This window comes from Nocardia sp. AB354 (genome assembly GCF_049538315.1).
Taxonomy (GTDB): Bacteria; Actinomycetota; Actinomycetes; order Mycobacteriales; family Mycobacteriaceae; genus Nocardia; species Nocardia nova.
Genome location: NZ_JBMVFU010000015.1, coordinates 1 through 24,436, shown reverse-complemented (window position 1 = coordinate 24,436; position 24,436 = coordinate 1). Strand labels below are relative to the sequence as shown.

Sequence of the window (24,436 nt, the reverse complement as noted above, 5' to 3'; positions counted from 1 at the left end):
ACCCTGTGCCGGAAACGGTCTCACGGTACAGAGCGGCGATATGGGTCGGTGTGGTCTCGGTGCTCACCGCAGCGATCCTCGTGGCCCGGGCCGCGCGGTACGACTGGTTCGGCGACGAGTTGTACTTCGTCGCCGCCGGATATCATCCGGCCGCCGGATACGTCGATCAGGGACCGCTCGTTCCGCTGCTCGCGCGTGCCGCGCACGCTGTCGCGCCCGATTCCCCGACCGTGCTGCGACTGCCGGCCATTCTGGCCGGAGTGGCGGCGATCGTCGTCACCGCGGCGCTGGCGCGGGAGTTCGGCGGCGGCCGCGCCGCGCGGATTCTCGCCGCGATCGGATACGCGTGCTGCCCGTATGTGGTCACTCAGACCGCGTCGCTGTCGACGTTCGCTCTCGACAGTACGGCCGTCGCCGTTCTCGCCTGGCTGTCGGCGCGCTGGGTGCGGACCCGAGTGGACCGGTTGCTGCTGATCGCGGGAGTGGTCGCGGCGATCGATCTACAGGTGAAACTGCTGTTGCCCGTCGTCGTGGCCGCCCTCGCCCTCGGCATCGCCTGCTGCGGACCGCGTGAGCTCATGCGCCGGCCCGCACTGTGGGCCGCCGCCGCCATCGCGGCCGTGTCGGCGGCGCCCGCGCTGCTGTGGCAAGAGCGCCACGGCTGGCCGCAGCTGGCCATGGGGGCGGTGATCCGCGACGAGCAGCATGCCGCGACGGGCGGCACGGCCGGATTGCCGGTGCAGCTGGTGACCATGGCCGGAGTGCTGGGTGTGGTGCTGATCGGCTGTGCCGCTTACGGTTTCGCGAGTCGCCGCTTGCGTGTCCACCGCTTCCTGGCGGTTGCCACCTGCGTCGTGGTGCTGTTCGTGGCCGTCACCGGCGGGCGCCCCTACTACGTCGCCGGGCTGCTGCCGGTGCTGTTCGCGGCGGGCGCCTGTGTGCTGGCCGAGCGCTTTCCGGTGCGATGGTCGCGAGCCGCCGCGTTCACCGCCGCGACGGTGTCGATCGTCATCGCGCTCGCGGTGGTGCTGCTGTTGCCGTCCGGCAGCCCACCGCGACCGGTGACCACGCGCGCCGAATTATCCACGCGCATGCGGGTTTCGGGGACTACGGGCTGGGACACCCTCGTCGCCGGCGCGGCGCTGGCCGTCGAACGAGCCGGTCCGGATCACGCCCGGACCGCGATACTGACCCGCACCTATTGGCAGGCAGCGGCGCTGGATCGTTTCGGGCCGCCCGGGCTGCCGCCGGTCTACAGTCCCGATCGCGGTTTCGCGGAGTTCGGCCGCCCGCCACCCGGCACCACCACGATCATCTATGTCGATACCGACATTGCCGAAATGCGTTTGCGCCGAACATTTTCCACCGTCGAGCCCCTTGTGCGCCTCGACGATCCGCGCGGGTTCCCCGGTATCGACGCCCATGTGACCATCTGGCGGTGCGCCGAGCCGCGCGACACCTGGGCGCGGCTGTGGCCGGAGCTGACGACCGACATTCTGGACCCGGGTATCTGAGGAGATATCGATGACCTATGCCGCACCCGCCGCCGGAACCGCTTCTTCCGCACACGATGTCGGCGTGAACGACCTGATCCGGGCCAAAGGCGACCGGACCGTGTCGGTCGTGATCCCGGCCCTGAACGAGCGCGCCACCATCGCGGGAGTGATCGATTCGATTCGGGATCTGATCGGCGGACTCGTCGACGAACTGGTCGTCGTGGACTCCGGCTCGACCGACGACACCATCGCCCGCGCCCGCGCCGCGGGTGCGAGTGCGGTGTACACCCGCGAGGAGGCGCTGCCGGGAGTGCCGGTGCGGGCCGGCAAGGGGGAGGTGCTGTGGCGGTCACTGGCGGTGACGACCGGCGATATCGTCGTATTCATCGATTCCGACCTGCACGATCCCGACCCGGGCTTCGTGCCCGCGCTGGTGGCGCCGTTGCTGCGGGATCCGGGCATTCAGCTGGTGAAAGGGTTCTATCGCCGGCCGCTCGGCGACGATCCGCACGGCGACACCGACGGCGGCGGGCGGGTGACCCAGCTGGTGGCCCGGCCGTTGCTGACCGCACTCGCTCCCGAGGTGGCCGATGTGCGGCAGCCGCTCGGCGGTGAATACGCCGCCACCCGCGCACTGCTCACCGCGGTTCCGTTCGCGCCCGGTTACGGCGTCGAGATCGGCATCCTGCTCGACACCCTGCACCGCTACGGCCGCGCGGCGATCGACGAGGTCGATCTGGGGATCCGGATTCATCGCAACCGGCCGACCCACGAACTGGCCGTGATGAGCCGTCAGATCATCGCGACCCTGCTCGCGCGCCTCGACATTCCCGATTCGGGGGTGGGGCTGACTCAGTTCCGGCCCGAGGCGGCGGGGTGGCGGCGGGTGACGAGTCCGGTGTCGTCGGCCGAGCGTCCACCGCTGGCCTCGCTGTTCACCACCAACCCAGCAGGGGGCTGAGCTGCCGGCCGAGTTCGGGGGCCAGCGACCGCGCGAAGCTCGCGGTGAAGTGGTGCTCGTCGTGGTAGACGAGGATATTGCCGATTTCCACCGGGCAGACGTCTCGTTCGCAGACGGCGTCGGTGAGGTCGATGGGGAAGACGTTCGGGAAGGCTGCGGCCGCGTCGAGGGCCGGGTTGACCGGTGAGAGCGCATCGGCGCGGTGCATTCCGCAGCTGATCCGATCGCCGTGGCGGGCCAGGCAGTCGATGGCGCGATAGCGCACACCGTCGCGGCGCAGCCATGGGGTGTCGCGGATCGCGATCACCCGGATTCCCTTGTCGGACAACGCCTTCCAGACGTCCTGGTAGTCGGGCGGGGTTTCGTCGCCGCCCGCGTCGACCGGCCGGGTGCCGGTGGTGAAGACCCACTCGGGCCGCTCGTTGCCCAGCAGGTCGATCACCTCGTGGGACCAGTCGCGGCAGTCCGGATTCGGTTCGCCCTTGTACATGGCGTTCTGATCGAGAGTGAGCGGACAACCCATCTTCAGATGCACCAGGATCTTGAAATGGTGCTGCTCGGCCAGCTGCTGCAGCGCCGGCATCCAGTGCTCGGCGTGGGAGTTGCCGACCACCGCCAGCGTGTGCTGGGCATCGGCCGGCCCGTAGGTGCAGCTGACGACCTCGCGGTGATCCCAGTCGGCGATGCATCCGTCGACGGTCGGGCGGGGCAGTTCCGCCGGCGCCTCGTACAGTGTCGGCCGCATGCGCGCCTGCGGTACCGACGCGCCGCCGACCAGTGCCTCGGCGCCGGGATACTGCACCGGGTCGAGGGCGCCCACCGCCCGCGGCGGATGAGTCTGCACGACCGCGCTCCAGGTGACCGCCGCCGAGGCGACCACCGCCGCCGTCACCGACAGGGCGACTCCGGCGGTGCGGCGATACCGGGGGCCGAACGCCGGCGCGGTGGTCTCCTGCCGGGGGCGCAGGCGCAGCGGCTGCTCGATATAGCGATGGGTGAGGTAGGCCAGCCCCAGGGACACCGCGATCACCGCCGCACCGCCGGCCACCCCGGCGCGGGAGCCGCCGCGTTCGGCGAGCAGGAAGATCAGCAACGGCCAATGCCACAGATACAACGAGTAGGCCAGGTCGCCGAGCCGGACCAGGGGAGGCGAGGCGAGCATCCGGGTGAGCCGCGGCTGTTCCTCGGCGCCCACCCCGGCGCCGGCGAGGATCAGCGCCACGGCCGCACCGACCGGCAGCAGCGCCGGCGGGCCCGGGAACTGATTCGCCCCGTCGGTGATCCAGCCGCCCACCGCGACGACCAGCAGGCCCGCGGCCGCCAGCACCGCGCGCAGTACCCGCGGCACGCGCAGCGAGGCGGCGGCCAGTGCCAATCCGGCGCCGACCAGTAGTTCCCACGCCCGCGCGGCGCTGTCGTAATAGTTCCAGCCCTGATGGGTCGCCGAACCCTGCGCGGCGTACAGGAACGAGGCGAGCGCGGCGACCACGATCACCGCGGCCAGCGCCGGGCGCATCGCGCGCTCGCGCCCGAGTCCCCGGCACACCCATACCGTGGCGGCCACCACGAGCAGGGCCGCGAGATAGTACTGCCCCTGCACCGACATCGACCACAGGTGTTGCAGGGGGCTCACCGACGGATCGGCGGCCAGATAGTCCGACCAGGTCGTCGCCAGCCGCCAGTTCTGGTAGTACAGCAGCGAGGCCAGGGTCTGGCCGGCCAGATCACCCCACTGCGTGTACGGCCGCAGCGTGACGGTCGCGACCACGACGGCGCCGAGCACCACCACGAGCGCGGGCAACAGCCGGCGGGCGGTGCGCCGCAGAGTGAGGCCGATGCCGACCTCACCGCTCGACTCGGCCCGGCGCAGCAGCGAACCGGTGAAGAAATAGCCCGACAGCACCAGGAAGATGTCCACCCCGCCCGACACCCGGCCGAACCAGATGTGGAACACCACCACCAGCGCGATGGCCAGTCCGCGCAATCCGTCCAGGTCCCTGCGGTAGCCGAGCGCTCGCGCGCGATCGACGGCCGCCTCCGTCACCGTCGCGGGCATGGCGGCGCGGCGGTGTAGAGGGGATGAACGGAAGGGGTGCATGACACGACAATTCCCTATCACACCGTCCTGACCCGGGACCAACTCCGCGAGCGTGGCGCACGGCGGGTCGACGGCCTCTTGTGGAGGTTCCCACCGTCGCGGTATAGTTTGGTCATTCGCCCAAGGCGAACGACCAAGGGGGTGCGTTGGCCACCGCGGAAGAACAGGGCCGCGAGACGCGGGCCCGGCTGATGGACGCCGCGACGGAACTGATCGCCGAACGCGGCTGGGGAGCGGTGACGACCAGGCTCGTCGCCGAACGGGCCGGGGTGCGGGCCGGGCTGGTGCACTATCACTTCCGATCGGTGGACGACCTGCTGATCGACGCGGCGCTGCGGATGATGCGGCGGCTGGTCGACGACGTGCCCACCGACCTGCTCGGCGACACCGCGGCCGGCATCACCGCACTGCTGTCGCTGATCGGCGGCTACGACGACACCGACACCGATACCCGGGTGTTCAGCGAAATGCTGCTCGCCGCCACCCGGCACGACCGGCTGCGCGCGGGCCTGGCCGCCGTACTCGCCGAATTCCGCGCCGCGATCGCCGCCCGGCTGCGCGCCGACGAATCCGTCCCCGATCCGGAGGCGACCGCGGTCGTGCTGGTGGCCGCGCTGGACGGCCTGGTTCTGCATCGCCTCATCGACCCCGGAACCCGCGCACTCGACCTCGGGACGCCGCTGCTGCGGATCGCGGGCGTGCGGGGCGACTCGGGCGACGAGCGGCCCCGGTTCACTGTCGACTAGGAGATCACCATGGCATTCGCCGAATTCGCCGCAGGGCCGGGTGCGCGGGCACTGCACACCAGGATCCTGGTCCGCGCCCCGATCGGGCTGTATCGCGCGGGTCTCGGATTCGTCTTCGGGCACCGGCTGTTGATGATGGAACATATCGGCCGCACGAGCGGCGCGAAGCGGCACGTGGTGCTGGAGGTGGTCGACCACCCGGGGGCCCGCGAGTACGTCATCGTGTCCGGCTTCGGCACGCGCGCCCAGTGGTACCGCAACATCCAGGCCGACTCGAACGTCCGGCTGTGGGTCGGCACCCGGCGCGCGGTACCCGCGACGGCTACGGCGATGACCGAGGCCGAATCGGCGGCGGCGCTCGCGCACTACATCCACGACCACCCCCGGGCCTGGCAGAACCTGCGCGCGGTGATCGAACGAGCGACCGGCGCGCCGGTCGATACGCTGCCGATGGTCCGGTTGCGGTTGCGCTAACCCCGACGCGCGCCGGGTAATACGGCGCCGACCCGCCGATATCCCGTAGCGTCGAGGCCGATGCGCAGTCGAGACGAAACGGGGCAGCCGATGCACGACCGGATCGAGCAGCTGGCAACGCAATTGGATCCGGCGGCCGAACTACGACTCATCTCCGGAGCCGGAATGTTCCGTCTGGCCGGGGATTCCGCGATCGGCCTCGCCGAGATGCCGGTATCCGACGGGCCGTCGGGTGTGCGCGGCGAGAACTGGGACGAACGTGATCCCTCGGCGAGCCTGCCGTCGGGAACCGCGCTGGCCGCCACCTGGGACCGGGACCTGCTCACCGAGATCGGGGCCCTGATCGCGGCGCAGGCCCGGCAGAAGAACGTCTACGCCGTCCTCGGGCCCACCGTGAACATGCACCGATCTCCGCTCGGCGGAAGACATTTCGAATGCTTCTCCGAGGACCCGATGCTGACCGCGGAGATGGCGGCCGCGTATGTGCGTGCGGTGCAGGCACACGGCGTCGCCGCCTGCCCGAAACACTTCGTGGCCAACGATTCCGAGACCGACCGGTTCACCGTCGACGTCCGCGTCGCCGCGCGCGCCCTGCACGAGCTGTACCTGTATCCGTTCGAACGCGCGGTGCAGGCGGGGGCGTGGATGGTGATGGCCGCCTACAACAGCGTCGACGGAATCACCATGACCGAATCGCCGCTGCTGGACGAACCTCTCAAGGGCAGTTGGGGATTCGACGGCGTGGTCGTCTCGGACTGGACCGCCGTGCGCAGTACCGAAGGCGCCGCGCGCGGCACCGACCTGTGCATGCCGGGCCCGTCGCCGCTGTGGGGTCCGGCCCTCGCCGACGCGCTCGCGGCCGGCACCGTGCCGAAGTCCGCGATCGACGACAAGGTCCGGCGCATCCTGCGCTTCGCCGAGCGCGTCGGCGCCCTGTCCCCGCACGAGCCCGAGCCGGTGCCCGACTTCACCGCCACACAGGCCCACGATCTGGTGCGCCGCGCCGCCGCGGCCGCGATGGTGCTCGTGCACAACGACGGTGTGCTGCCGCTACCGCCGCAGACCTCGGTGGCGTTGCTGGGGCCCGCTGCCGGGCAGCCGCGGTACATGGGCGGCGGCAGCGCGACCGTGATCCCCGACCACACCGTCACGCCGGTCGAGGGTCTGTCGGCGGTGCTGCCGGTCACCCACACGCCGGGGGTGCGCACCGGTGACGACCTGATACCTGCGCCGCTGGACCTGGTCACCGACCCGGCCACCGGGACGCCGGGGCTGTGCCTGCGCTATCTGGACGGGGAGCGTGTCCTCGACACCCAGCACCGCACGGCGGGCCGGCTGGTGCTGTTCGGTGATCCGCACGCGGCGGCCGCGTCGGCGATCGAACTGCGCGCGCGACTGCGCGCCGATGTGGCGGGCGAGTGGCAGCTCGGTGTCGCGGCGCTCGGTCACTGCGTGATGGAGCTCGACGGCGCGACCGTGATCGACACCGATATCGCCTTCGAGGGTTCGGATCCCGTTGCGGCACTGCTGGATCCGCCGCAACGCCGCGTGGCGCGCGAACTCGCCGCCGGCCAGGAGGTCGACGTCCGGATCACGGTCGGATCGGGTGCGTCGGCGGCCGCGGGGCTGGGCATGATCCTGGGCGTCGGGTTGGTCGTGGCGCGGCCGGAACGCGCGCCCGAGGAGGAATTCGCCGCGGCGGTCGAGGCCGCGCGCCGGGCCGAGGTGGCCGTGGTGGTCGTCGGCACTACCGAACAGCTGGAGAGTGAGGGGCGCGACCGGGCCACCCTCGCGCTGCCCGGCCGTCAGAACGACCTGGTCGCCGCGGTCGCCGCCGTCAATCCGCGCACCGTGGTGGTCGTGAATTCCGGTGCCCCCGTGGAGATGCCGTGGCGTGACGACGTGGCCGCGGTGCTGCTGTCCTGGTTCCCCGGTCAGGAATTCGGCGCCGCACTGGCCGACGTGCTGACCGGCGCGGCCGAACCCGGCGGCCGGTTGCCGACCACCTGGCCGAAGGAACTCGCCGACGTGCCGGTCCGCGACACCACGCCGGACTCCGACGGCACCCTGAGCTACGACGAGGGCGTGCACATCGGCTACCGCGCCTGGCTGCGGGCCGGTGTGCAGCCGGCGTATCCGTTCGGCCACGGACTCGGCTACACCGTGTGGGAGCTGAGCGATCTCGCGGTGGACGGCCACGACGTCGAGGTGACCGTGGCCAATATCGGCGAGCGGACCGGTAAGCAGGTCGTCCAGGTCTATCTGTCCCGTGAGGACAGTGCGATCGAGCGGCCGGTGCGATGGCTGGCCGCGTTCGCCAGTGTCACCGCCGAACCGGGCGGGGTGCGCCGGGTGCGAATTTCACTGCCGCAGCGAGCCTTTCAGCACTGGACCGACGCGGGCTGGGACACCGAACCCGGTCCGTTCACCGTGCACGTCGGCACCTCGGTGATCGCACTGCCGCTGACCGCGCCCATCGAGTAACCCGGCCCGGTGGGGAAATCGGGGCTGGCGTACTGGACGAGTGACCAGTAATCTCCGGTGCACACGGTTGGAGGAGGCGGTCGCAGCGTGGCGGCCGGAATCGAAGGAGCGATCAGTGACGTTTACCCGGCGATCGATGCTGGCCGGCACCTTCACCGCGGCCGTGGCCGCGGGAGTGGGTGCCACCGCTTCCGCGGGGGCGGCACCGATCCGGGTCACCGGCGACGAGGCGGGATATCTGGTCGGCGCCGGCATCGCCGATGTGACCGGCGCGGTCGCCGGGCAGGGCATGATGGGCTACTCCGAACTCGACCAGGTCGCGACCGGGCTGCTCATGCGGACCTGGGCGCGCGCCTACATCGTGGTCGACCGGGCCAGTGGCGAGCGGGTGGCCTTCGTCAACGCGGATATCGCATGCCTGTTCCAGTCGGTCCATCTTGCCGTGATGCAGCGGCTGGCCCAGCGATTCGGTGCCCTGTACACCGAGCGCAACGTCAACCTGAACGCCACCCACAATCACAATTCCTGCGGTGGCACCGCTCGCGAATACGCCTATTCCCTTGCCGCATACGGCTTTCAGAACAATTCCCATCAAGCCGAGGTGGACGGTATCGTCGCGGCGCTGGTGGCGGCGCACGAGAATCTGGCGCCGGGCACGCTGTCGCTCGGGCACGGCGAACTGCACGACGCCTCGGCCAACCGCTCCCGGGTGGCCTTCGACCTGAACCCGCCGGACGACAAGGCCGCATTCCCGAATGCGATCGATCCGCAGGTGACGGTGCTGCGATTGCGGCAGGGCGGCAAGGACATCGGCGCGATCACCTGGTTCGCGACGCACGGGACATCGCTCACCGACGCCAATACGCTCATCTCGGCCGACAACAAGGGCTATGCCAGCTACCGCTGGGAGCACGACGAGATGGGAGTGCGTCCGGGCGCCGGAAAGCCCGGCTTCGTGGCGGCGTTCGCGCAGACCAACGCCGGTGATATGACGCCGAATATCGGACTCACGCCGTGGCATCCGTCGGGGCCCACCGAGGATAACCGGCTCAACTGTTCTCTCATCGGCGAGCGCCAATATCGCGCGGGCCGTGCGGCTTTCGATGCGGCGCGGCCGATGCGCAGCGGGGGAGTGGACGCCGCGCTGCGTTATCTGAACATGGCCGATACCGCCATCGACGGGTCCTACACGCCGGACGGCAAACCGGCCCGCACCGCGCCCGCCATGATGGGCGCCGCGGCCGCCGCGACCAGTTCGGAGGACAACTGGAAGACCCAGCTGTCGTTCCTGCAGGAAGGCGATGCGGATCCGGTCGTCGCCGCGCTGGGCGGACTGGACGGCCCCATCGAGCAGTGGATGCGGGATGTGCAGGCGCCCAAGTTGATCGTGGCGCCGCTGGGTGTGCTGCCGCCGCGCCCGTGGGTCCCGCTGACGGTGCCGATCCAGATTCTGCGGATCGGCGATCTGGTGCTGGCCTCGGGGCCGGCGGAATACACGGTGGTCTCGGGGTTGCGGATCCGGCGGGTGGTGGCGCACGCCCTGGCGGTCCCGCTGGAAAACGTTCTGCTGCAAGGCTATTCGAACGGGTACTGCGGCTACGTGACCACGCCGGAGGAATACGCCTCCCAGCAGTACGAGGGCGGGGAAACGCTGTTCGGCCGCTGGACCCTGCCCGCCTATGTGCAGGAATTCGATCGGCTGGCCCGTGCGGTGGCCGCACGCGTCGACCTCGGCCGCGGCCCGGCCCCGCTGGACTGGACCGCGGGCGTGCAGCCGAATCTGCTGCCGCCGGTACCGGCCGATGTGCCGATGACCGGGCGCGCATTCGGTGAGGTGATCACCGGGCCGAAGCCCGGCTACGGTCACGGCGATACGGTGACGGTCGAGTTCTGCGGTGCCCACCCGGCCAACGACTTGCACACCGGCGGAAGCTATTTCGAGGTGCAGCGCGCCGAGGGCGAGCAATGGCGGGCGGTCTTCGACGACAACGACTGGTGCACCGAACTGCACTGGTCGCGCCCGCCCGGCCAGCCCGCGGCCTCGCGGATCGCCATCCACTGGACCGTGCCCGCCGACGCGGAAACCGGGCGCTACCGCATCGAATACCGCGGTGACCGCCGCGACGGTGACGCCGCCGTTCCGTTCACCGGCACCACGGCCGAATTCAGCGTGGGCTGATCGGTTGGTTCATCCCTCGGACATCGTTGCGGGGGAGTGGGTTTCGGTGAGCATGTCGAGATAGGCGGCCATCGCTTGCCCGGCCGATTCGATCGGGGTGGTCGAGCGCAGGGTGCGGCTGAGTATGAACGCACCCTCCAGGGCGCCGAGGACCGCGATCACGAACGTGTGGGCCGCGGGGGCGGGCAGTCCGCGTTCGCGGAAGTACGCACTGCCCTGGTCGATCCAGGACTGCATCACCTCGGCGGTCACCTCCCGCAACGCCGGTTCGCTGTCGGCGATCTCGCCCGCGACCGTGCCGACCGGGCACATGTTCATCCAGCCGGACTGCTCGATCTGTTCGGCGGCGGCGGTGAACGCAGCCACCACTGCCACCCGCAGGTCCGGGTACGGGTCCATCAGCAGCGGTAGCAGCTGGATGTAGGCGGCGCCGCTGGTACGCAGCGCGGCGGCCGCGATCTGCTGTTTGCCCTGCGGGAAGTGGTGATACAGCGACCCGATCGGGGCCCGCGCGGCGGCGGTGATCTGTTTGACGCTGGTAGCGCCGTAGCCCTGGCGGCGCATCAGTTCCGCGGTCGCGGTGACGATGCGCTCGACGGTCGGGGTTGACACGGTCTCGGACATCCTCCCATACTAGAACACACGCTCTAGAGCGAACGTTCTACAAGGTGAACGCGTTGTTCACAGCGTCGTCGCGCGATTCCGATGCGGAGGTGACAGGGGTATGCCGGTCGTCGAAGTTCCCGCCGGTCCGATTCATTACGCCGAGGAGGGCCAGGGGCCGCCGGTCGTGCTGTTGCACGGACTGCTCATCGATCACACGGTGTGGGACCGGGTGATGCCGTTGCTACCCAGTGGTTTTCGCTATGTGCGGCCGGTGCTGCCGCTCGGCTCTCATCCGGAACCGATGCGGGCGGACGCGGATCTGAGTATGCGCGGCCAGAACGTGGTGCTCGCCGATTTCCTCGACGCACTGGACCTGCGCGAGGTCACCCTGGTGCATTCCGACTGGGGCGGCGGGCTGTTCCTCACCGCGTACGGCCTCGACAAACGGGTCGCCCAGTTGATCGTGTTGCCGTGCGAGGCCTTCGACAACTTCCCGCCCGGACTGCCCGGGAAGCTGGCGGTGCTGGCGTTGCGCGTCCCGGGCGGCCTACCGATCGTGCTGCGTCAGTTGCGCATCGGGCTGTTGCGCCGCTCGTCGCTGATCTACGGGCAGATGGCGCGTTATCCGGTACCCGACGAACTGATGCGCGGCTGGACCGAACCCGCCCTGCGAAATCCGGATATCGGCCGGGACGTGCGCAAATATGGCCGGGTGTTGCCACCGGCCGCGCAGCTGATCGCCGATACCGAAGCCTTGCGGAACTTCCCCGGACGTGCGCTGGTGCTGTGGTCCCCGCAGGCCGCGCCGATGCCCCGCGACCACGGGCGCCGCCTCGCCGAACTGTTGCCCGCGGGCCGGCTGGTGGAGATCGACGACGCGTACGTGCTGTCGATGCTCGATCAACCCGATGCCGTAGCCGCGGCGATGACGGCGTTTCTCACCGGCGCCTGATCCGGCGCCGGTGAGAAACGATGTGTCACTTGCCGTTTCGAGCTTCGGCCAGACGCTCGCGAGCCGTCTCCGCGGCCTTCTCCGCACGCTCGCGGGCGGCTTCGGCCGCCTTCTCGGCGCGCTTGCGGGCCTGGCGCGCGAAGATCGACCCGCGCTGCTTGGCCACCTCGGCCCATTCGCCACCGTGCTCGCGGGCGGCTTCGGCCCATTCGCTGCCGCGGTGCTTCGCGATCTCGGCCCATTCGCCCCGGTGATCGCCCGCGGTGTCGGCGAGTTCCGCGCTCTTGCGCTTGGCCAGCTCGGCCCAGTCGCCGCCGTGTTCGCGGGCGGCCTCGGCCAGATCCGCGCCGCGTCGCTTGGCCAGCTCGGCCCACTCGCCGCGATGGTCGAGAGCGGTGCCGGCCAAATCGGCGCCTCGGCTGCGCGCCAGTTCCGCCCATTCGGTGCCGTGTTCGCGGGCGGCCTCGGCGAGTTCACCGCCGCGCGACTGGGCCACCGAAGCGAGTTCGGCGCCGCGCGACTGCGCCACCGAGGCCAGATCGGCGCCCTTGTCGGCGGCCACCGCCGCCAGTTCCCGGCCGCGGACGGCCTGCTGCTGCAGGCGATCCCGCACCGTGTCGGTGGTGGCGGCGGTGAACGGCAGGGCGGCGGCGGCTTTACGCGCGGCCCGGCGACCCCGCCAGCCCAGCGAGGGCTTGCCCTCGGTGTCGGCCGCGGCGATGAGCAGGCCACCGAGCAGACCGACGTCCTTGAGGAAGGCCGTGCGCTTGGCGGCACGCTGCTGCGCATCCGATTCGTTCCAGAAGTCCTGCTCGGTCACGGTGGCCGGGATGACGGTCACCGCCAGCGCCAGCGACGAGAGCCGGGGCGCGCGATTCAGCGCGAGCAGCGTTCCGGCGCCGACCCGGACGATGGCATTGATCCGCACCACTTTCGCCGGATCGGAGGGCAGTTTGGCCGATACCGAATCCGGCAGCCGCTGTTCCCCATGGGATACCAAGGTGGTGGCGGCCTGCGCCCGGGGCTCGGGATGCATCAGAGTGTCGACTCCGTCGACGACGAACACCGATGCCAGCAGCGGTCGGGCAAGGCGGCGAATCAACATAGTGAAAACCCTTTCCTCAACGGTCTCGTTCCGGCGGGTTCCCCCGATGCCGCGTCCCAATCACTTCGGGACGCCGACGGAGCTCAGGGCACGACAGTAACCGGCCAGCGCCCCGCTTTCACCAGACGCACCGCGACCGAGCCGATAATTCGATGCCCGGCCTTCTCGGACGCGCCGACCACGACGCCGTCGGCCTTCAATTCGTCGGCGGCCTCGGCCAGCACCGTGAACGGATCGCCACGGCGGGTGATGAACTTCCAGCGGGTGCGGTAGACGTCTTTGACCTTCTCCGCGTGCTCGCGTACCTGCCGGGCCAGATCCTCGGCCATCTCGGCGGTCGCGCCCTGGACGTCGACGCCGTAGGCGCCGGCCATGGCCATCCACGGCTGGACGTAAACCATTGCCAGCAGGGAGTTCTGACGCCGGGCCAATCCGGCCGCATAGGCGGTCGCGCGCCAGGAGGCATCCGAACCATCGATGCCGACCATGATCACCCGGGGCCCGTCGGTGCCCAGTTCGAAACCCGACGACAGGCCGGGCGCCCACTCCGGTGTTGTCTCTTCGGCCACGACCCGAGCCTAGAGCAGCCGCAACAGATCGTGCAGGGTGCGCAACTGCTCGGCGGACAGCGCGGTGAGCGTGGGCGGCGGCGGATCGGGAGTGGCCATCGCCTGCGCGATCACCTCCCGCCCGGCATCGGTGATGGTCACCAGCTTGCGCCGCCGATCGTCCGGAGCGGTTTCGCGCGAGACCAGACCGCGGGCCTCGAGATCGTTGACCACCACGGTGGTGGCCGGCGCGTCCATGGTGGCCACCCGGGCCAGTTCCTTCAGCGGCAGCGGACCGGGCAACAGTCGCCGCAACACGCGGAATCTGCTGAACGGCATGCCCATTCGATCGACCACCGCGCGCTTCCAGGTGTCGCGGGTGTCCTTGACGACATCGGTAAGCACGCGCCAGACCTCGTCGGGCGTCGGCTCCGCGGCGACGGTGAGCTCGTCGTCAGACACGGGCGGGCTCCTTGTGTTCGAGCAGGGGCGCGATCCGGTCACGCGAGCGCAGTGCCCATCCGGTATTGGCGGCGATGCCCAGCACCCCGACGCCCGCCGCGAGAGCGGCCACCACCCACCACAGTCCCGCCCCGGACAGCAGCCCGCACAGCGCGACTCCGACGCTGACGCCGATCTGGCGGCTGGTCGAGGCGACCGCCGAGGCCGCGCCCGCCCTATCCATCGGCATCCCGCTGACCGCGGCGGTGGTGATCGGCGGGTTCACGGTGCCGAAACCGGCGCCGAAGATCGCGAACATCACGACCAGCTGCCAGACCGGGGTATCGGGTCGCAGCGTGGTCAGCAGCGCCGCGGCCGTCGTCATCAGAATTCCGGCGGCGACCAACGAGGGCCGGGTGCCGAAGCGGCCGACCAGCCGGCCCGACAGCGGCGAGCAGATCAGCATCCCCAGCGCCATCGGCAGGTAGAGAAGTCCCGTGTGCACAGCCGAATAATGCCGTACGCCTTGCAGATACAGCGAAGCGCTGAAGAGGAAGGCCCCCAGTCCGGCGAACGCGCAGATCGCGGTGACGGTGGCCGCCGCGAACGGCACGCTGCGGAAGAACCGCAGGTCGATGAACGGCGAGCGGTGCCGCCGTTCGGCGTAGAGGAATCCGGCCAGTGCCACGGCCGTGATGCCGAAGATCTCCGGGCGATGTTCGATCAGCCCGAAGACCAGCGTGAACATCACCACCACAGCCAGCACCTGGCCGAGCGGGTCGATTCCGCGTGCGGTCCGCGACTTCGATTCCGGGACGTAGAGCGTGGTCAGCACGAGCGCGACCGCGCAGATCGGCAGATTGATCCAGAACACCGACTGCCAGCCCAGCGCGTCGATCAGCACGCCGCCGACCATCGGGCCGATCGCGGTCGAGATGCCGACCACCGCGCCCCAGACGCCGACCGCTCGCGCTCGTTCGACGCGGCCGGTGAAGACCGTGGTGATGATCGACATCGCGACGGGATTGAGCATCGAGCCGCCGATGGCCTGGATGAAGCGCGCCCCGATCAGCATGTCGATATCGGGAGCGACGCTGCACAGCAGTGAGCCCAGCGCGAAGATGCTCAGCCCGATCCGGAACATGCGCTTGCGGCCGAAGCGGTCGGCGGTCGCGCCCGACAGCATCAGCAGGCTCGCCAGGGTGAGGGTGTAGACGTCCACGATCCACTGCAGCCGCGACAGGGGCGCGGCCATATCGCTGCGGATCGTCGGAATCGCGACGTTGACGATGGTCGCGTCCATCGACGAGATCAGCAGGCTCAGGCAGCAGGTGACCAGCACGATCGTCTTGTGGCGCGGCGTCAGCCCGGAAACAGTTGTAGACACACAATGATTGTGCGCCCACAACTATTAGGCGGCAAGAGCTGTGAACTAGTTCACTGCACGGTTGCACCGGTCGCGCCCCGGCCCCGACCCGGTACGGTGCTGCGATATGACGACCGACCGCAAACCCGAGGGGACGGACGCGCCCGCCCTCGCGTCCGCGGGTGAAGAGGGCTACCAGCGCGGCCTCAACCCCCGAACCATCCAGATGATCGCCATCGGCGGGGCGATCGGCACGGGACTGTTCTACGGATCCGGTGGGGCCATCGAACAGGCCGGTCCGGCCCTGATCCTGTGCTATCTCGCCGCCGGCCTGGCGATCTTCGTGATCATGCGCGCGCTGGGGGAGCTGCTGACCTACCGGCCGGTGTCGGGCAGCTTCGGTGAATACGCGCACGAGTTCCTCGGTCGCTTCGCCGGCTTCGTCACCGGCTGGACCTACTGGGCGGTGTGGGTGGCGACCTGCATGGCCGAGATCACCGTCGCCGGCAAATACATCAAGTACTGGTTCGCGATCCCGGAATGGGTCACCGCACTCGTCGTGCTCGGCGTGCTGTTCGCCGCGAACCTGATCTCGGTGAAGCTGTTCGGCGAGGGTGAGTTCTGGTTCTCCACCATCAAGGTGACCGCGATCGTCGCGATGATCGCCATCGGTATCGGCGTGCTGATCTTCGGTTTCGGCCACGCCCCCGATCCGACGGTGACCAATCTGTGGGCCGACGGCGGTGTCTTCCCGAACGGATTCGGCCAAGCGCTACTGGCGTTGCAGATCGTGCTCTTCGCCTATGTGGGCGTCGAACTCGTCGGTGTGACCGCGGGCGAGGCCGCCGATCCGCGCCGCACCCTGCGCCGGGCGATCAATTCGCTCCCGCTGCGCATCGGTCTGTTCTATGTGGGCGCGCTGATCGTGATCATGTCGGTGTCGAGCTGGAAGGTCTTCCACTCCGGGCGCAGCCCGTTCGTGGAGGTGTTCGAGCAGATCGGTATTCCGGGGGCTGCCGGGATCATCAATTTCGTGCTGCTGACCGCGGCGCTGTCGTCGTGCAACTCCGGCATCTACTCGACCGGCCGTATGGTGCGCAGTCTCTCGCTGCGTGGTGAGGCCCCGGTCGCGCTCGGTGGGCTGAGCAATCGCCGGGTGCCGTTCGCCGGCATCCTGCTCTCGGCGGCGATGATGGTGATCGGCGTGATCGTCAACCTGGTCTCCCCGGACAAGGCGTTCAACTACATCACCTCGGTGTCGACCATCGGCATCATCTTCGTCTGGGGCATGATCCTGGTCTGCCACATGATCTACCGGGCCCGTGTGCGCCGCGGCGAACTGCCGGCCAGCGACTACCGCCTGCCCGGGGCGCCGGTCAGCTCGGTGCTGGCACTGGCCTTCCTCGGACTGGTCGTCGTATTGCTGTTCTGGACCGACAGCGGCCGGACCGCGCTGGCGGTCGGCCTGGGGTGGGCGGTGGTCGTCTGCGCCGGATACCCGGTGGTGAACCGGTTGGGCCGCCGCCGGGCATCCGCGGTGAGCTGACCTACTTTCCGTCCGGATGGCCGACCGCCGCCAACGCGGTGGTCCAGTCGGCCGCGATGGCGTTCTGCGCGTCGGTCAGGCCGACCGCGCCGGAGCAGATCAGCGAATGCAGTTTGTTCTCCACCGAATCCTTGGGGTTGTTCGGCCCCGACCCGGCCTTGTGGTCGGGGGAGGGCGGTTCGACCCACAGATTGCGCGGATCGTTCGGATCGCCGCCGAGCTCCAGCGAGATCAAATGGTCGTATTCGGCATCGTGCAGATTGCCGGTGTAACCGTAGGATTCGGCGTTCGCCTTCTTCTCCCGGTCGGTGATACTCGCCGGCGGGCGGATGGATTGGGTGTATCCGCCTACGCAAATCGTGGACTTGACGGTTTCGGCTGTGACCTTCGGATTGGTCGCCCCCGGCGTGCAGTGCGGATCCGGAAGTGGCTGTCCGTCAGCGGTTTTGCCGAAATGGCAGCTGCCGGGTGCCGGTTGCGCGGCGACGGTGTAGGTGCCCGACGGGCCGGGGCCGACCGCGGGGGCGCCCTGGTGGGCTATGGGAACCGGATGTGCCGCCTGGCTCACCGGTGACGAATTCTGGTGGGAGCACCCACATATCAGCAGCGGCGCCGCGAGTATCGCAGCGGCCAGGAGGGTTACGCGTGTATTCATGATGTCCTCGGGCCGGCCTTCATCAGGCTCTCATTGTGCCCGTTCGTAGATGGCCAGCGCGATATCCTCTGCCGCCCGGCGGCATTGCTCGTCGGTCAGGTCGACGTCGCCCATCATCCCGATACTCCATGAGATGGCCAGCAGAGCTTGGCGGGCATGGAAGACCGCCAGGGGTTCGTGGTCGGGGGCGGTCATCGCGTCGGCGACCGCGCGAAAGTGATAGCGCAGGTCCGATCCCACCCCGAGCCGGCGGAACGCGGGCTGGTTCTCGTACATGAACCGGGTCATCTCCCGCCCGGTGCGGTGCAGCACGGCGCCGTAGCGGCGCAGGATTTCGCGGCCGGTGCCGGGTCCGGGCGGTTGGTCGGCGGCCCAGGCCAGCAGGTCGTCGATGCCCCTGCGCAGATCGTCGGCGAGGCTGACGACGATGTCTTCCTTGGATCGGAAGTGGTAGTAGACCGCGGCTTTGGTGATGCCGAGCCGATCGGCGATTTCCCGGATCGAGGTGTGTTCGTAACCGTTCGCGGAGAACAGCTCCATCGCGACCGAGCGGATTCGGTCCCGTGTGTCGGTCCGCCTGCCGGCCACCGGAGCCTCCCATCTCGACCGAGGGACGGCACCGGATCCGCCGGTGGTCCGCGTTCAGCCTACTGGGGCGGCGTCCGGAGGCGGGGTCCGGAACACACGGGTTCCGGGTGAATCGTCCGGAATGTCGGGAATCACTGCGCCAGAATCGAATTCATCAAGGTTCCGGCGCTGGTGGCCACCAGGCCGCCGACGAGGGCCCCGGCCACCATCTTCGGTGACTCCAGCGGGCCGCCGTTCCACTTCTCCCAGGCGAACCGGCCGCCGGCGAAGATGATCGCGCTGGTCCCCGACAGCAGCATGAACCAGGTGAAGTAGCGCACCAGTTTCAGGAGTTTGTCCGCCGCCGGAGGTGTCTCGGGCGTCGGGTTGCCGACCTGGGCCACTATGACGTCGTGCATCGCCAGAAGGATCATGATGCCCTCGTTCCACAAGATGGTGTGGTGCGGGTACCACCATCGTAGGGCGCGTATTCGTCCTGGTGACAGGCGATTGCGAACCCGAGTGCGGAATCGCGCTGTCGGGGACCGGTTTCGATGCGTTCAGCCGTCTTGACGGGGGTGGCGAACGCGGGGCGATCTACTCGTCGTCGAGTCCGGCGGACAGATACGCCGCGGCGGCGATCCACTGCCGGCACGACAGGTGCCGGTCGTGTGCGTAGAGAATCGCGCGGGCGCGGGGGTAGGTGAGTTCCCGGGGTTCGGTGGCGCAGTCACCGACCTGATCGGCGCCGGACGTGCGGTGCTCGGATGTGCCGTGATCGCATGTACCGGAATGCTGGAGCAGTTGGTTCATGGAATGCCCTCGACCGTTGGCGAAAGATTGCGGAAGCGAACTTTTCGGCACGGCCTTCCGCTGCTTCCGGCCTGCCTGCTCCGGCGTGGTCCGGCCATGTCGTGCGGTCGAGTTTACGGCGCTGCAAGGAGCAAATGCAAGTACATCTGCACACTCGTCGGTGATCGGAAGTGTTGTGCCCCAAGGGGTGATCAAGGTTTGCGCGCCACCGCGCCGTAGCCCGACACCGGCACGGTCGGCACCGGTTCGCCGGCCGGCCGGCGCCATCGAGTCAGGGGGACGAAGCCCGGTTCGAGCAACTCCAGCTCCGAGAAGATGGAGCGCAACTCGCAATGGTCGCGCGGGAAATACGGTACGGCCGTGACGTTTTCGTAGGTCGCGCACATCCGGACGAAATCGGCGCTGTCGGTGGTGCCGTCCCAGTAGGCGAGGTAGCTGCCGCGGCAGACCCGCGCCATCGAGTCGGCGACGACAGCGCGGAGTTCGCCGATGCGTTCGCAGTGGCCGAGCACGCCCATGAACATCACCGCGACCGGACGGTCGAGATCGAGAATGTCTGCGGCACGGGCGAACAGCCGATCCGGTTCGCGCAGATCCGCATCCAGATAGACGGCTCGCGGATCGGTCAGCAGCGTCCGGCCGTGGGTGAGCACCAGCGGATCGTTGTCCACATAGACGACCCGGGCCGCCGGATTGCGCCGGCACGCGACCTCGTGGGTGTTGTCCGTGGCGAGCAGCCCCGCGCCGATGTCGAGGAACTGGGTGATCCCGAGGTCGCCGGCGAGATGTTCGACCGCGCGCCGGAGAAAGCGGCGACTCTCGGCCGCCAAGGCGGAAATACCGGGATCGAGTTCCGTTGCCGCGCTGCCGACCCGGCGATCGACCTCGTAATTCTGCCGTCCACCCATCCAGTAGTTCCAGATCCGCGCGGTGTGCGGGATATCGGTCCGAATCTCACGCTCGCGGCACGGCTGCTGCTGTCTTGGCGGCACCGATTCCCTCCTGCTCCCGGTTCCGACGCTCGAGTCCCGTCCGGCGGTTGCCGATGCCGGGTGCGCGAGACGGTAACCGAAACGGTCGCATTCGGTGTGCGGATCGGCTGGGAATGTGCCATCCGCCCCGGTCGAGGCCCGAAACCGACCGGTCGGACACCGTTTTCGGGTGCTCGGAGGCCGGTTCGAAAGATGACGAGTCAATCGAAAAAGGATGGAAAAGCCCTTGTTGCCCTTGGTTTTTTGCGATTTTCCGGAGGGCTCGATCCGAGCCAACCCCCGTGCTATCGTTCAAAGCGTCGGTTTCAAATGCAAGTACATTTGCTCGAACATATGCAAGAGCTGAAGATAGGCATCAGCTCGATCAATCCGGATCGCCGAGTGTGGGCCCCTGCTGCCGAGCTCGGCCACCACGAACCCTGGAGACAGTCATGACCGATTCCACTGCCACCACAGCCGGCCGCCTGTCCGAAGCCGCGTGGCGCAAGAGCACGTTCAGCAATCCGAGCGGGAACTGTGTCGAATTGGCCGATTTGTCCAATGGCCTGGTTGCCGTGCGCAACTCGCGTGATCCCGAGGGAGCGGTGCTCGTCTACACCCGCCCCGAGATCGACGCGTTCCTCCGGGGCGCGAAGAGTGGAGAGTTCGACGATCTGGCCTGATCGGCGGTAGCATGGCACTCGGCGCGGTGTCGGTACGCGACGAGGCAGAGTTCCTGATGTTCGACCAGCTGCTCTCGATGGCTGTACCCTCATTGCCGGTGATCGTCGAGCATCGGAGTAGACCTCATGATGGCAGAGCCCGTCCGGATCGGCCGTGTGGATTCGCTTGTCGCCGAACGCGGTCCGACAGCGCTTCGGATCGCGGTCGGCGGACAGCTCCGCAAACTGCGGGAAGCCGCCGGTATCACGCGTGAGGCGGCCGGCGAGCACATCCGTGGCTCGCACGCGAAGATCAGCCGACTCGAGTTGGGGCGCACCGGTTTCAAGGAACGCGACGTTCGTGATCTGCTGACGCTCTACGGCGTCGACAACGCCGAAGAGCGTGAGATGTTCCTCGATCTGGTGAGCCGCGCGAACCAGCCGGGGTGGTGGCACAGCTACAACGATCTGCTGCCCCAATGGTTCGAGACCTACCTGGGTCTGGAACACGCGTCGAAGTCGATCCGTACCTTCGAAGGACAGCTCGTTCCCGGTCTGCTGCAGACCGAGGAGTACACCCGCTCGGTGGTGGCGCTCGGTCACGAGAACGCCGAGGCCGCTCGCCGAGTGGAACTCCGCAAGAAGCGCCAGGAAATCCTGGACCGCTCCGGAGCGCCGACGCTGTGGGCAGTCCTCGACGAAGCGGTGCTGCACCGGCCGATCGGCGGTGAGCAGGTGCTGCGCGCACAGCTCGAGCACCTGGTCGAGGTCTCGATGAAGCCGAACGTGACCATCCAGGTGCTGCCGTATGCGGCCGGCGGCCACGCGGCGGCGGGCAGCTCGTTCACGATGCTGCGCTTCGCCGAACCCGAACTGCCCGATATCGTGTATCTCGAACAGCTCACCAGCGCACTGTATCTGGATCGCCAGCAAGATCTGGAGCTCTACCGCCAGGTCATGGACCGGCTCAGTGTGCAGGCCGAACCGCCGGAGCGGTCGCGGGAGATGATGAAGAAGGCCGCGGCCGGCCTGTCCGACTCCGCCTAGACCCGCCGATCCGGCATTGCGATCGATCGATGCCTCGAACACGGCAATGCCTCGAAGACAGCAGTAGCCGCCGACCCCAGGGTCGGCGGCTACCACTTCCGTCCCGATCTATTGTTTGATGCAACTGGATGCGATGCGCCAGAAAGCTTCCGGTTGCATCGCGTCGAAATCCCAATCGTTCACCATCGCGTGCGCGGTGGTGACGATGCGATCGATATCGAAATCGTCGCGTGTGGCCGCGCCGGTGGACTCGACCGCACTGATGACGAAAGATGTTGCGGTTTCCCGCGAATTGTTGTGATGCCCGGTCCGGTTCCTGTCCATCACTCCGAGCCGACCGAGGCCCATTGGCTGGTTCATACGAACGCCCCTGACGCCAGGCCGCATGGTTTCCTTCAGCGAAAATTGGCTTCCGGTTCACCCTACGGCTCACGGGTAGTCCCCTGCATTGCCTTGCAGCCCGAGTCTAGGGTGGCCGCGAGATCAGATGCAAGCACATCTGCAACATCGAATCCCCGGTCAGGGGCCGGTTTTCGGCTGCTGACGGGTTGCTGCCGACCTTCGCGGGAGCCCTCAGTCGGGCAGGTGATCCGGCGCCGATTCCCATAGCGGGGGTGATATACCGACCGGCACGCCGGCCGGAGCGGGCAGGTGGCTTGCTGCACTGTTTCCACACGGACCGGACGGCTGGTTCCCTCGCCGAAAAAATATGGTATCGGCGCCGGAAAACGACACGCCGATCTTGATCGAAAGCGCTGCCGAGCGTGTCGGCGGTGTCCCGCGCAGCGGCCCCGGCGTGGAACCGGTTCTCGTTACCGTGCTATATCTGCCTGGACCAGCAAGATCAGTCGCCGAGGGCGAGCGCGGGCTGTCGCCGACGGTGACCGCCCGCGGTGCTCACGGGCGGCGACCCGAGGAGACAGGCACGCGCGGTGGACAGCTCGCACGGATATTTCGCGGTGGACGGCGGGGGCTTCACCCCGAACCGGATGGCGGCCAGCCAGTGGTCGGCCGATCAGGTGGTCGGGCCGGCGCTGTGCGGGCTGCTGGCGCGAGCTCTCGACAACGAGCACGCCACCGACGGCTTCGTGCCGGCGCGGTTGACCGTGGACCTGTTCAAGCCGGCGCGCATGCACGAGCTGTCGGTCTCCACGACTCGTGTGCGCAACGGGAAGCGCATCCGGCTCGCCGATGCGGTCGTCATCCAGGACGGCGAACCCGCGGCACGCGCCTCGGTGGTCTTCCTGCAGCCGTCCGAGCAACCGCCGGGCGAGATCTGGACCCGGGAGCAGCAGCCGGTGCCGCCGTCGCTCGAGGTGGCGCCTCCCTCCGATCTGCCGAATGCGCCGCTGTGGCACAGCGACGATTCGGCGCACTGGTCACGGGTGCCCTCGGAACACGAGAACGGCAGCCGCAAACGCAGCTGGCAGCATCCGGTGAACGTGGTCGACGGGGAGCGGCCCTCGCCGTTCGTGGTGGCCGCGATGGCCGCCGAGCAGACCAGCATGGTGACCAACTGGTCCAGTGCCGGGGTGGGCTTCATCAACACCGATCTGACGCTCGCCCTGGTGCGCATGCCCGAGGGCGCCGACATCGGTCTTGAGGCCGATAATCACTTGAGCCGCAACGGAATCGCCGCCGGCACCGCGACCCTGTTCGATCGGCACGGCGCGTTCGGCAGCGCGATGATCACCGCCGTTTCCAATGCCGCCCGCCAGATCACCGCGAGTCATCTCGACGGCGTGATCGCCGCGGCCGGCGGCGCACGCCGCTAGCCCGGCGGCCGGCGCCGCTCACCGGCCACGGTGGGCGGCCCATCGGCGGGCGGCGTCGCGCAGGCCGTGGGTCCACACGTTGGGACTGCGGTTGGCCGTCGCGGTCCATTCCGCGGCGAGCGCGCCGGAGAAGATGCGCAGGTCGCGTTCGGACGCGGAGTGCCAGGCGGGGACCCGCGCGGCCCAGGACTCGGCGGCGGCCGGATCGTGGCCGGCGAAGACGAGCCAGACGATCCAGCAGCCGGGGTCGATCCACGGCGCACCCCGCGTCGCCCACGGCCAGTCCACGAGCCGGGCCTCGGCATGGTCGATGATGACGTTGCTGTAGTTCCAGTCGGTGTGCAGCAGGGCGTCACCGGCGAACACCGCGGTATCGGCGTCGTCGTCGAGATACGCGCCCCAGCGGACCTCGGCGTCCTTGAGTTCCACCTCGGCGGGCGGGTGCAGCCGGTTCAGCGCGGACATCGCGGCCGCGGTGGCGGCGAGATCGGCGTCGACGCGGTAGTCCGCGAAATGTCCTGCGATGAACTCGAATCCGAGCAGATCCCACCCGCCGGCCGCGATCTGCCACCGTAACCTCGGGCCTACCGGAGTCACGTGACGAGCCAGCGCGGCCTCGCGGTGCTGGGTCCAGACCTCCGGATCTCGTTGCGGCACACCCTTGATGAAGGTCCGGCCCTCGGCCGTCTCGATCACCGTCGCGAGTTGGCTGCTGAATCCGGCGATCACCGAATTCGCCCGCGCGACCGGACCGGTCACCGCTTCGACCGCCGCCCGGGTCGCCGCGGGTAGTTGTTCCCAGTTGCGCCGGCGCGAGGATGTCTGCGCCCGATCGACTGTCACCCTCGAAGAATTACCCCCGATACCCTGCTCTGGCAAGGGAACTCGATCATTCCACAGCCGCTTTCGGCAGCGTTCTTTCACCTGTGTTTTCAGGTGCCGTT

At 68.7% G+C, this 24,436-nt stretch carries 24 protein-coding genes; 11 read left to right on the top strand and 13 right to left on the bottom strand.

The features are described from left to right. The first annotated feature begins 59 nt into the window (after positions 1-59). Together ACPCUW_RS21375 and ACPCUW_RS21370 are read left to right on the top strand one after the other, a co-directional pair. Entirely contained in the window at positions 60-1,514 is a 1,455-nt protein-coding gene (locus ACPCUW_RS21375) for an ArnT family glycosyltransferase (RefSeq protein WP_423426654.1), read from the top strand. 10 nt (positions 1,515-1,524) lie between these two features. Beyond that, positions 1,525-2,457: a glucosyl-3-phosphoglycerate synthase gene (locus tag ACPCUW_RS21370; protein WP_064908287.1), complete on the top strand. Its 933-nt coding sequence runs from the start codon at positions 1,525-1,527 to the stop codon at positions 2,455-2,457. Here the strand turns inward: ACPCUW_RS21370 and ACPCUW_RS21365 are convergent. Further along, a complete protein-coding gene (locus ACPCUW_RS21365) occupies positions 2,432-4,513 on the bottom strand; it encodes an acyltransferase family protein (protein ID WP_423426652.1) in 2,082 nt (693 codons plus the stop codon). The two genes, ACPCUW_RS21370 and ACPCUW_RS21365, sit on opposite strands and share 26 nt — an antisense overlap. Before the next feature lie 188 nt (positions 4,514-4,701). Between ACPCUW_RS21365 and ACPCUW_RS21360 the strand changes: the two genes are divergently transcribed. The 4 genes from ACPCUW_RS21360 to ACPCUW_RS21345 all read left to right on the top strand — a co-directional run bounded on the left by ACPCUW_RS21360 (position 4,702) and on the right by ACPCUW_RS21345 (position 10,438). Further along, positions 4,702-5,301 carry a TetR/AcrR family transcriptional regulator gene (locus ACPCUW_RS21360; RefSeq protein WP_423426651.1) on the top strand — a complete coding sequence of 200 codons (600 nt, stop codon included), beginning with the start codon at positions 4,702-4,704 and terminating at the stop codon, positions 5,299-5,301. 9 nt (positions 5,302-5,310) lie between these two features. After that, a complete protein-coding gene (locus ACPCUW_RS21355) occupies positions 5,311-5,775 on the top strand; it encodes a nitroreductase family deazaflavin-dependent oxidoreductase (RefSeq protein WP_423426650.1) in 465 nt (154 codons plus the stop codon). 60 nt (positions 5,776-5,835) lie between these two features. After that, positions 5,836-8,259 (top strand): beta-glucosidase family protein, encoded by a 2,424-nt coding sequence (locus tag ACPCUW_RS21350; protein WP_423426649.1) that lies wholly within the window; start codon positions 5,836-5,838, stop codon positions 8,257-8,259. Between the two features lie 115 nt (positions 8,260-8,374). Continuing rightward, positions 8,375-10,438: a neutral/alkaline ceramidase gene (locus ACPCUW_RS21345; RefSeq protein WP_423426648.1), complete on the top strand. Its 2,064-nt coding sequence runs from the start codon at positions 8,375-8,377 to the stop codon at positions 10,436-10,438. Positions 10,439-10,447: 9 nt separating this feature from the next. Here ACPCUW_RS21345 and ACPCUW_RS21340 read toward each other — a convergent pair whose 3' ends face one another. After that, the gene (locus tag ACPCUW_RS21340) at positions 10,448-11,062 is read right to left on the bottom strand and encodes a TetR/AcrR family transcriptional regulator (RefSeq protein ID WP_423426647.1); all 615 of its coding nucleotides are present in this window, start codon (positions 11,060-11,062) and stop codon (positions 10,448-10,450) included. A 100-nt stretch (positions 11,063-11,162) separates the two neighbouring features. On the opposite strand from ACPCUW_RS21340, the gene ACPCUW_RS21335 reads away from it, so the two are divergent. Then, on the top strand, positions 11,163-11,996 hold the full coding sequence (locus ACPCUW_RS21335) for an alpha/beta fold hydrolase (RefSeq protein WP_423426645.1): 834 nt from the start codon (positions 11,163-11,165) through the stop codon (positions 11,994-11,996). A 25-nt stretch (positions 11,997-12,021) separates the two neighbouring features. Here ACPCUW_RS21335 and ACPCUW_RS21330 read toward each other — a convergent pair whose 3' ends face one another. The 4 genes from ACPCUW_RS21330 to ACPCUW_RS21315 form a co-directional block, all read right to left on the bottom strand. Further along, complete coding sequence (locus ACPCUW_RS21330; protein ID WP_423426643.1) at positions 12,022-13,101, bottom strand: DoxX family protein; 1,080 nt, start codon at positions 13,099-13,101, stop codon at positions 12,022-12,024. Between the two features lie 83 nt (positions 13,102-13,184). Further along, positions 13,185-13,670, bottom strand: a complete 486-nt coding sequence (locus ACPCUW_RS21325; RefSeq protein ID WP_227462811.1) for a universal stress protein — start codon at positions 13,668-13,670, stop codon at positions 13,185-13,187. Positions 13,671-13,679: 9 nt separating this feature from the next. After that, the gene (locus tag ACPCUW_RS21320; protein ID WP_030515781.1) at positions 13,680-14,111 is read right to left on the bottom strand and encodes a MarR family winged helix-turn-helix transcriptional regulator; all 432 of its coding nucleotides are present in this window, start codon (positions 14,109-14,111) and stop codon (positions 13,680-13,682) included. Further along, on the bottom strand, positions 14,104-15,477 hold the full coding sequence (locus ACPCUW_RS21315) for an MFS transporter (protein ID WP_423426641.1): 1,374 nt from the start codon (positions 15,475-15,477) through the stop codon (positions 14,104-14,106). Before ACPCUW_RS21315 ends, ACPCUW_RS21320 begins: the two co-directional genes overlap by 8 nt. 106 nt (positions 15,478-15,583) lie before the next feature. Here ACPCUW_RS21315 and ACPCUW_RS21310 point away from each other — a divergent pair, with 106 nt between their 5' ends. Next, complete coding sequence (locus ACPCUW_RS21310; protein WP_423426640.1) at positions 15,584-17,002, top strand: amino acid permease; 1,419 nt, start codon at positions 15,584-15,586, stop codon at positions 17,000-17,002. A 1-nt stretch (position 17,003) separates the two neighbouring features. Here ACPCUW_RS21310 and ACPCUW_RS21305 read toward each other — a convergent pair whose 3' ends face one another. From ACPCUW_RS21305 to ACPCUW_RS21285, 5 genes are all read right to left on the bottom strand, one after another. Then, positions 17,004-17,570 carry a hypothetical protein gene (locus ACPCUW_RS21305; protein ID WP_231953374.1) on the bottom strand — a complete coding sequence of 189 codons (567 nt, stop codon included), beginning with the start codon at positions 17,568-17,570 and terminating at the stop codon, positions 17,004-17,006. 117 nt (positions 17,571-17,687) lie between these two features. Next, positions 17,688-18,245 carry a TetR/AcrR family transcriptional regulator gene (locus ACPCUW_RS21300; RefSeq protein ID WP_030515777.1) on the bottom strand — a complete coding sequence of 186 codons (558 nt, stop codon included), beginning with the start codon at positions 18,243-18,245 and terminating at the stop codon, positions 17,688-17,690. A gap of 131 nt (positions 18,246-18,376) precedes the next feature. After that, positions 18,377-18,658, bottom strand: coding sequence for a hypothetical protein (locus tag ACPCUW_RS21295; RefSeq protein ID WP_030515776.1), 282 nt, complete (start codon positions 18,656-18,658; stop codon positions 18,377-18,379). A gap of 163 nt (positions 18,659-18,821) precedes the next feature. Beyond that, the gene (locus tag ACPCUW_RS21290) at positions 18,822-19,037 is read right to left on the bottom strand and encodes a hypothetical protein (RefSeq protein ID WP_036524801.1); all 216 of its coding nucleotides are present in this window, start codon (positions 19,035-19,037) and stop codon (positions 18,822-18,824) included. A gap of 191 nt (positions 19,038-19,228) precedes the next feature. Next, complete coding sequence (locus ACPCUW_RS21285; RefSeq protein WP_423426637.1) at positions 19,229-20,029, bottom strand: SAM-dependent methyltransferase; 801 nt, start codon at positions 20,027-20,029, stop codon at positions 19,229-19,231. A gap of 431 nt (positions 20,030-20,460) precedes the next feature. Between ACPCUW_RS21285 and ACPCUW_RS21280 the strand changes: the two genes are divergently transcribed. Further along, positions 20,461-20,691: a DUF397 domain-containing protein gene (locus ACPCUW_RS21280; protein ID WP_030515774.1), complete on the top strand. Its 231-nt coding sequence runs from the start codon at positions 20,461-20,463 to the stop codon at positions 20,689-20,691. Between the two features lie 126 nt (positions 20,692-20,817). Further along, entirely contained in the window at positions 20,818-21,717 is a 900-nt protein-coding gene (locus ACPCUW_RS21275; protein WP_423426635.1) for a helix-turn-helix domain-containing protein, read from the top strand. A gap of 108 nt (positions 21,718-21,825) precedes the next feature. On the opposite strand, the gene ACPCUW_RS21270 is transcribed toward ACPCUW_RS21275, so the two are convergent. Next, positions 21,826-22,104 carry a hypothetical protein gene (locus ACPCUW_RS21270; protein WP_227463053.1) on the bottom strand — a complete coding sequence of 93 codons (279 nt, stop codon included), beginning with the start codon at positions 22,102-22,104 and terminating at the stop codon, positions 21,826-21,828. A gap of 545 nt (positions 22,105-22,649) precedes the next feature. On the opposite strand from ACPCUW_RS21270, the gene ACPCUW_RS21265 reads away from it, so the two are divergent. Beyond that, complete coding sequence (locus tag ACPCUW_RS21265) at positions 22,650-23,492, top strand: acyl-CoA thioesterase domain-containing protein (protein WP_064908279.1); 843 nt, start codon at positions 22,650-22,652, stop codon at positions 23,490-23,492. A gap of 18 nt (positions 23,493-23,510) precedes the next feature. Here the strand turns inward: ACPCUW_RS21265 and ACPCUW_RS21260 are convergent, their stop codons facing one another. Continuing rightward, entirely contained in the window at positions 23,511-24,335 is an 825-nt protein-coding gene (locus tag ACPCUW_RS21260; RefSeq protein ID WP_064908278.1) for a hypothetical protein, read from the bottom strand. Positions 24,336-24,436: the final 101 nt, after the last annotated feature.

Bases quoted from the DNA above. Each gene is read 5' to 3' on its own strand.
- ACPCUW_RS21370 (WP_064908287.1), top strand. From the start codon at position 1,525: ATGACCTATGCCGCACCCGCCGCCGGAACCGCTTCTTCCGCACACGAT.
- ACPCUW_RS21365 (WP_423426652.1), bottom strand. From the start codon at position 4,513: ATGCCCGCGACGGTGACGGAGGCGGCCGTCGATCGCGCGCGAGCGCTC.
- ACPCUW_RS21355 (WP_423426650.1), top strand. From the start codon at position 5,311: ATGGCATTCGCCGAATTCGCCGCAGGGCCGGGTGCGCGGGCACTGCAC.
- ACPCUW_RS21350 (WP_423426649.1), top strand. From the start codon at position 5,836: ATGCGCAGTCGAGACGAAACGGGGCAGCCGATGCACGACCGGATCGAG.
- ACPCUW_RS21340 (WP_423426647.1), bottom strand. From the start codon at position 11,062: ATGTCCGAGACCGTGTCAACCCCGACCGTCGAGCGCATCGTCACCGCG.
- ACPCUW_RS21335 (WP_423426645.1), top strand. From the start codon at position 11,163: ATGCCGGTCGTCGAAGTTCCCGCCGGTCCGATTCATTACGCCGAGGAG.
- ACPCUW_RS21330 (WP_423426643.1), bottom strand. From the start codon at position 13,101: ATGTTGATTCGCCGCCTTGCCCGACCGCTGCTGGCATCGGTGTTCGTC.
- ACPCUW_RS21310 (WP_423426640.1), top strand. From the start codon at position 15,584: ATGACGACCGACCGCAAACCCGAGGGGACGGACGCGCCCGCCCTCGCG.
- ACPCUW_RS21295 (WP_030515776.1), bottom strand. From the start codon at position 18,658: ATGATCCTTCTGGCGATGCACGACGTCATAGTGGCCCAGGTCGGCAAC.
- ACPCUW_RS21290 (WP_036524801.1), bottom strand. From the start codon at position 19,037: ATGAACCAACTGCTCCAGCATTCCGGTACATGCGATCACGGCACATCC.
- ACPCUW_RS21280 (WP_030515774.1), top strand. From the start codon at position 20,461: ATGACCGATTCCACTGCCACCACAGCCGGCCGCCTGTCCGAAGCCGCG.
- ACPCUW_RS21275 (WP_423426635.1), top strand. From the start codon at position 20,818: ATGATGGCAGAGCCCGTCCGGATCGGCCGTGTGGATTCGCTTGTCGCC.
- ACPCUW_RS21270 (WP_227463053.1), bottom strand. From the start codon at position 22,104: ATGCGGCCTGGCGTCAGGGGCGTTCGTATGAACCAGCCAATGGGCCTC.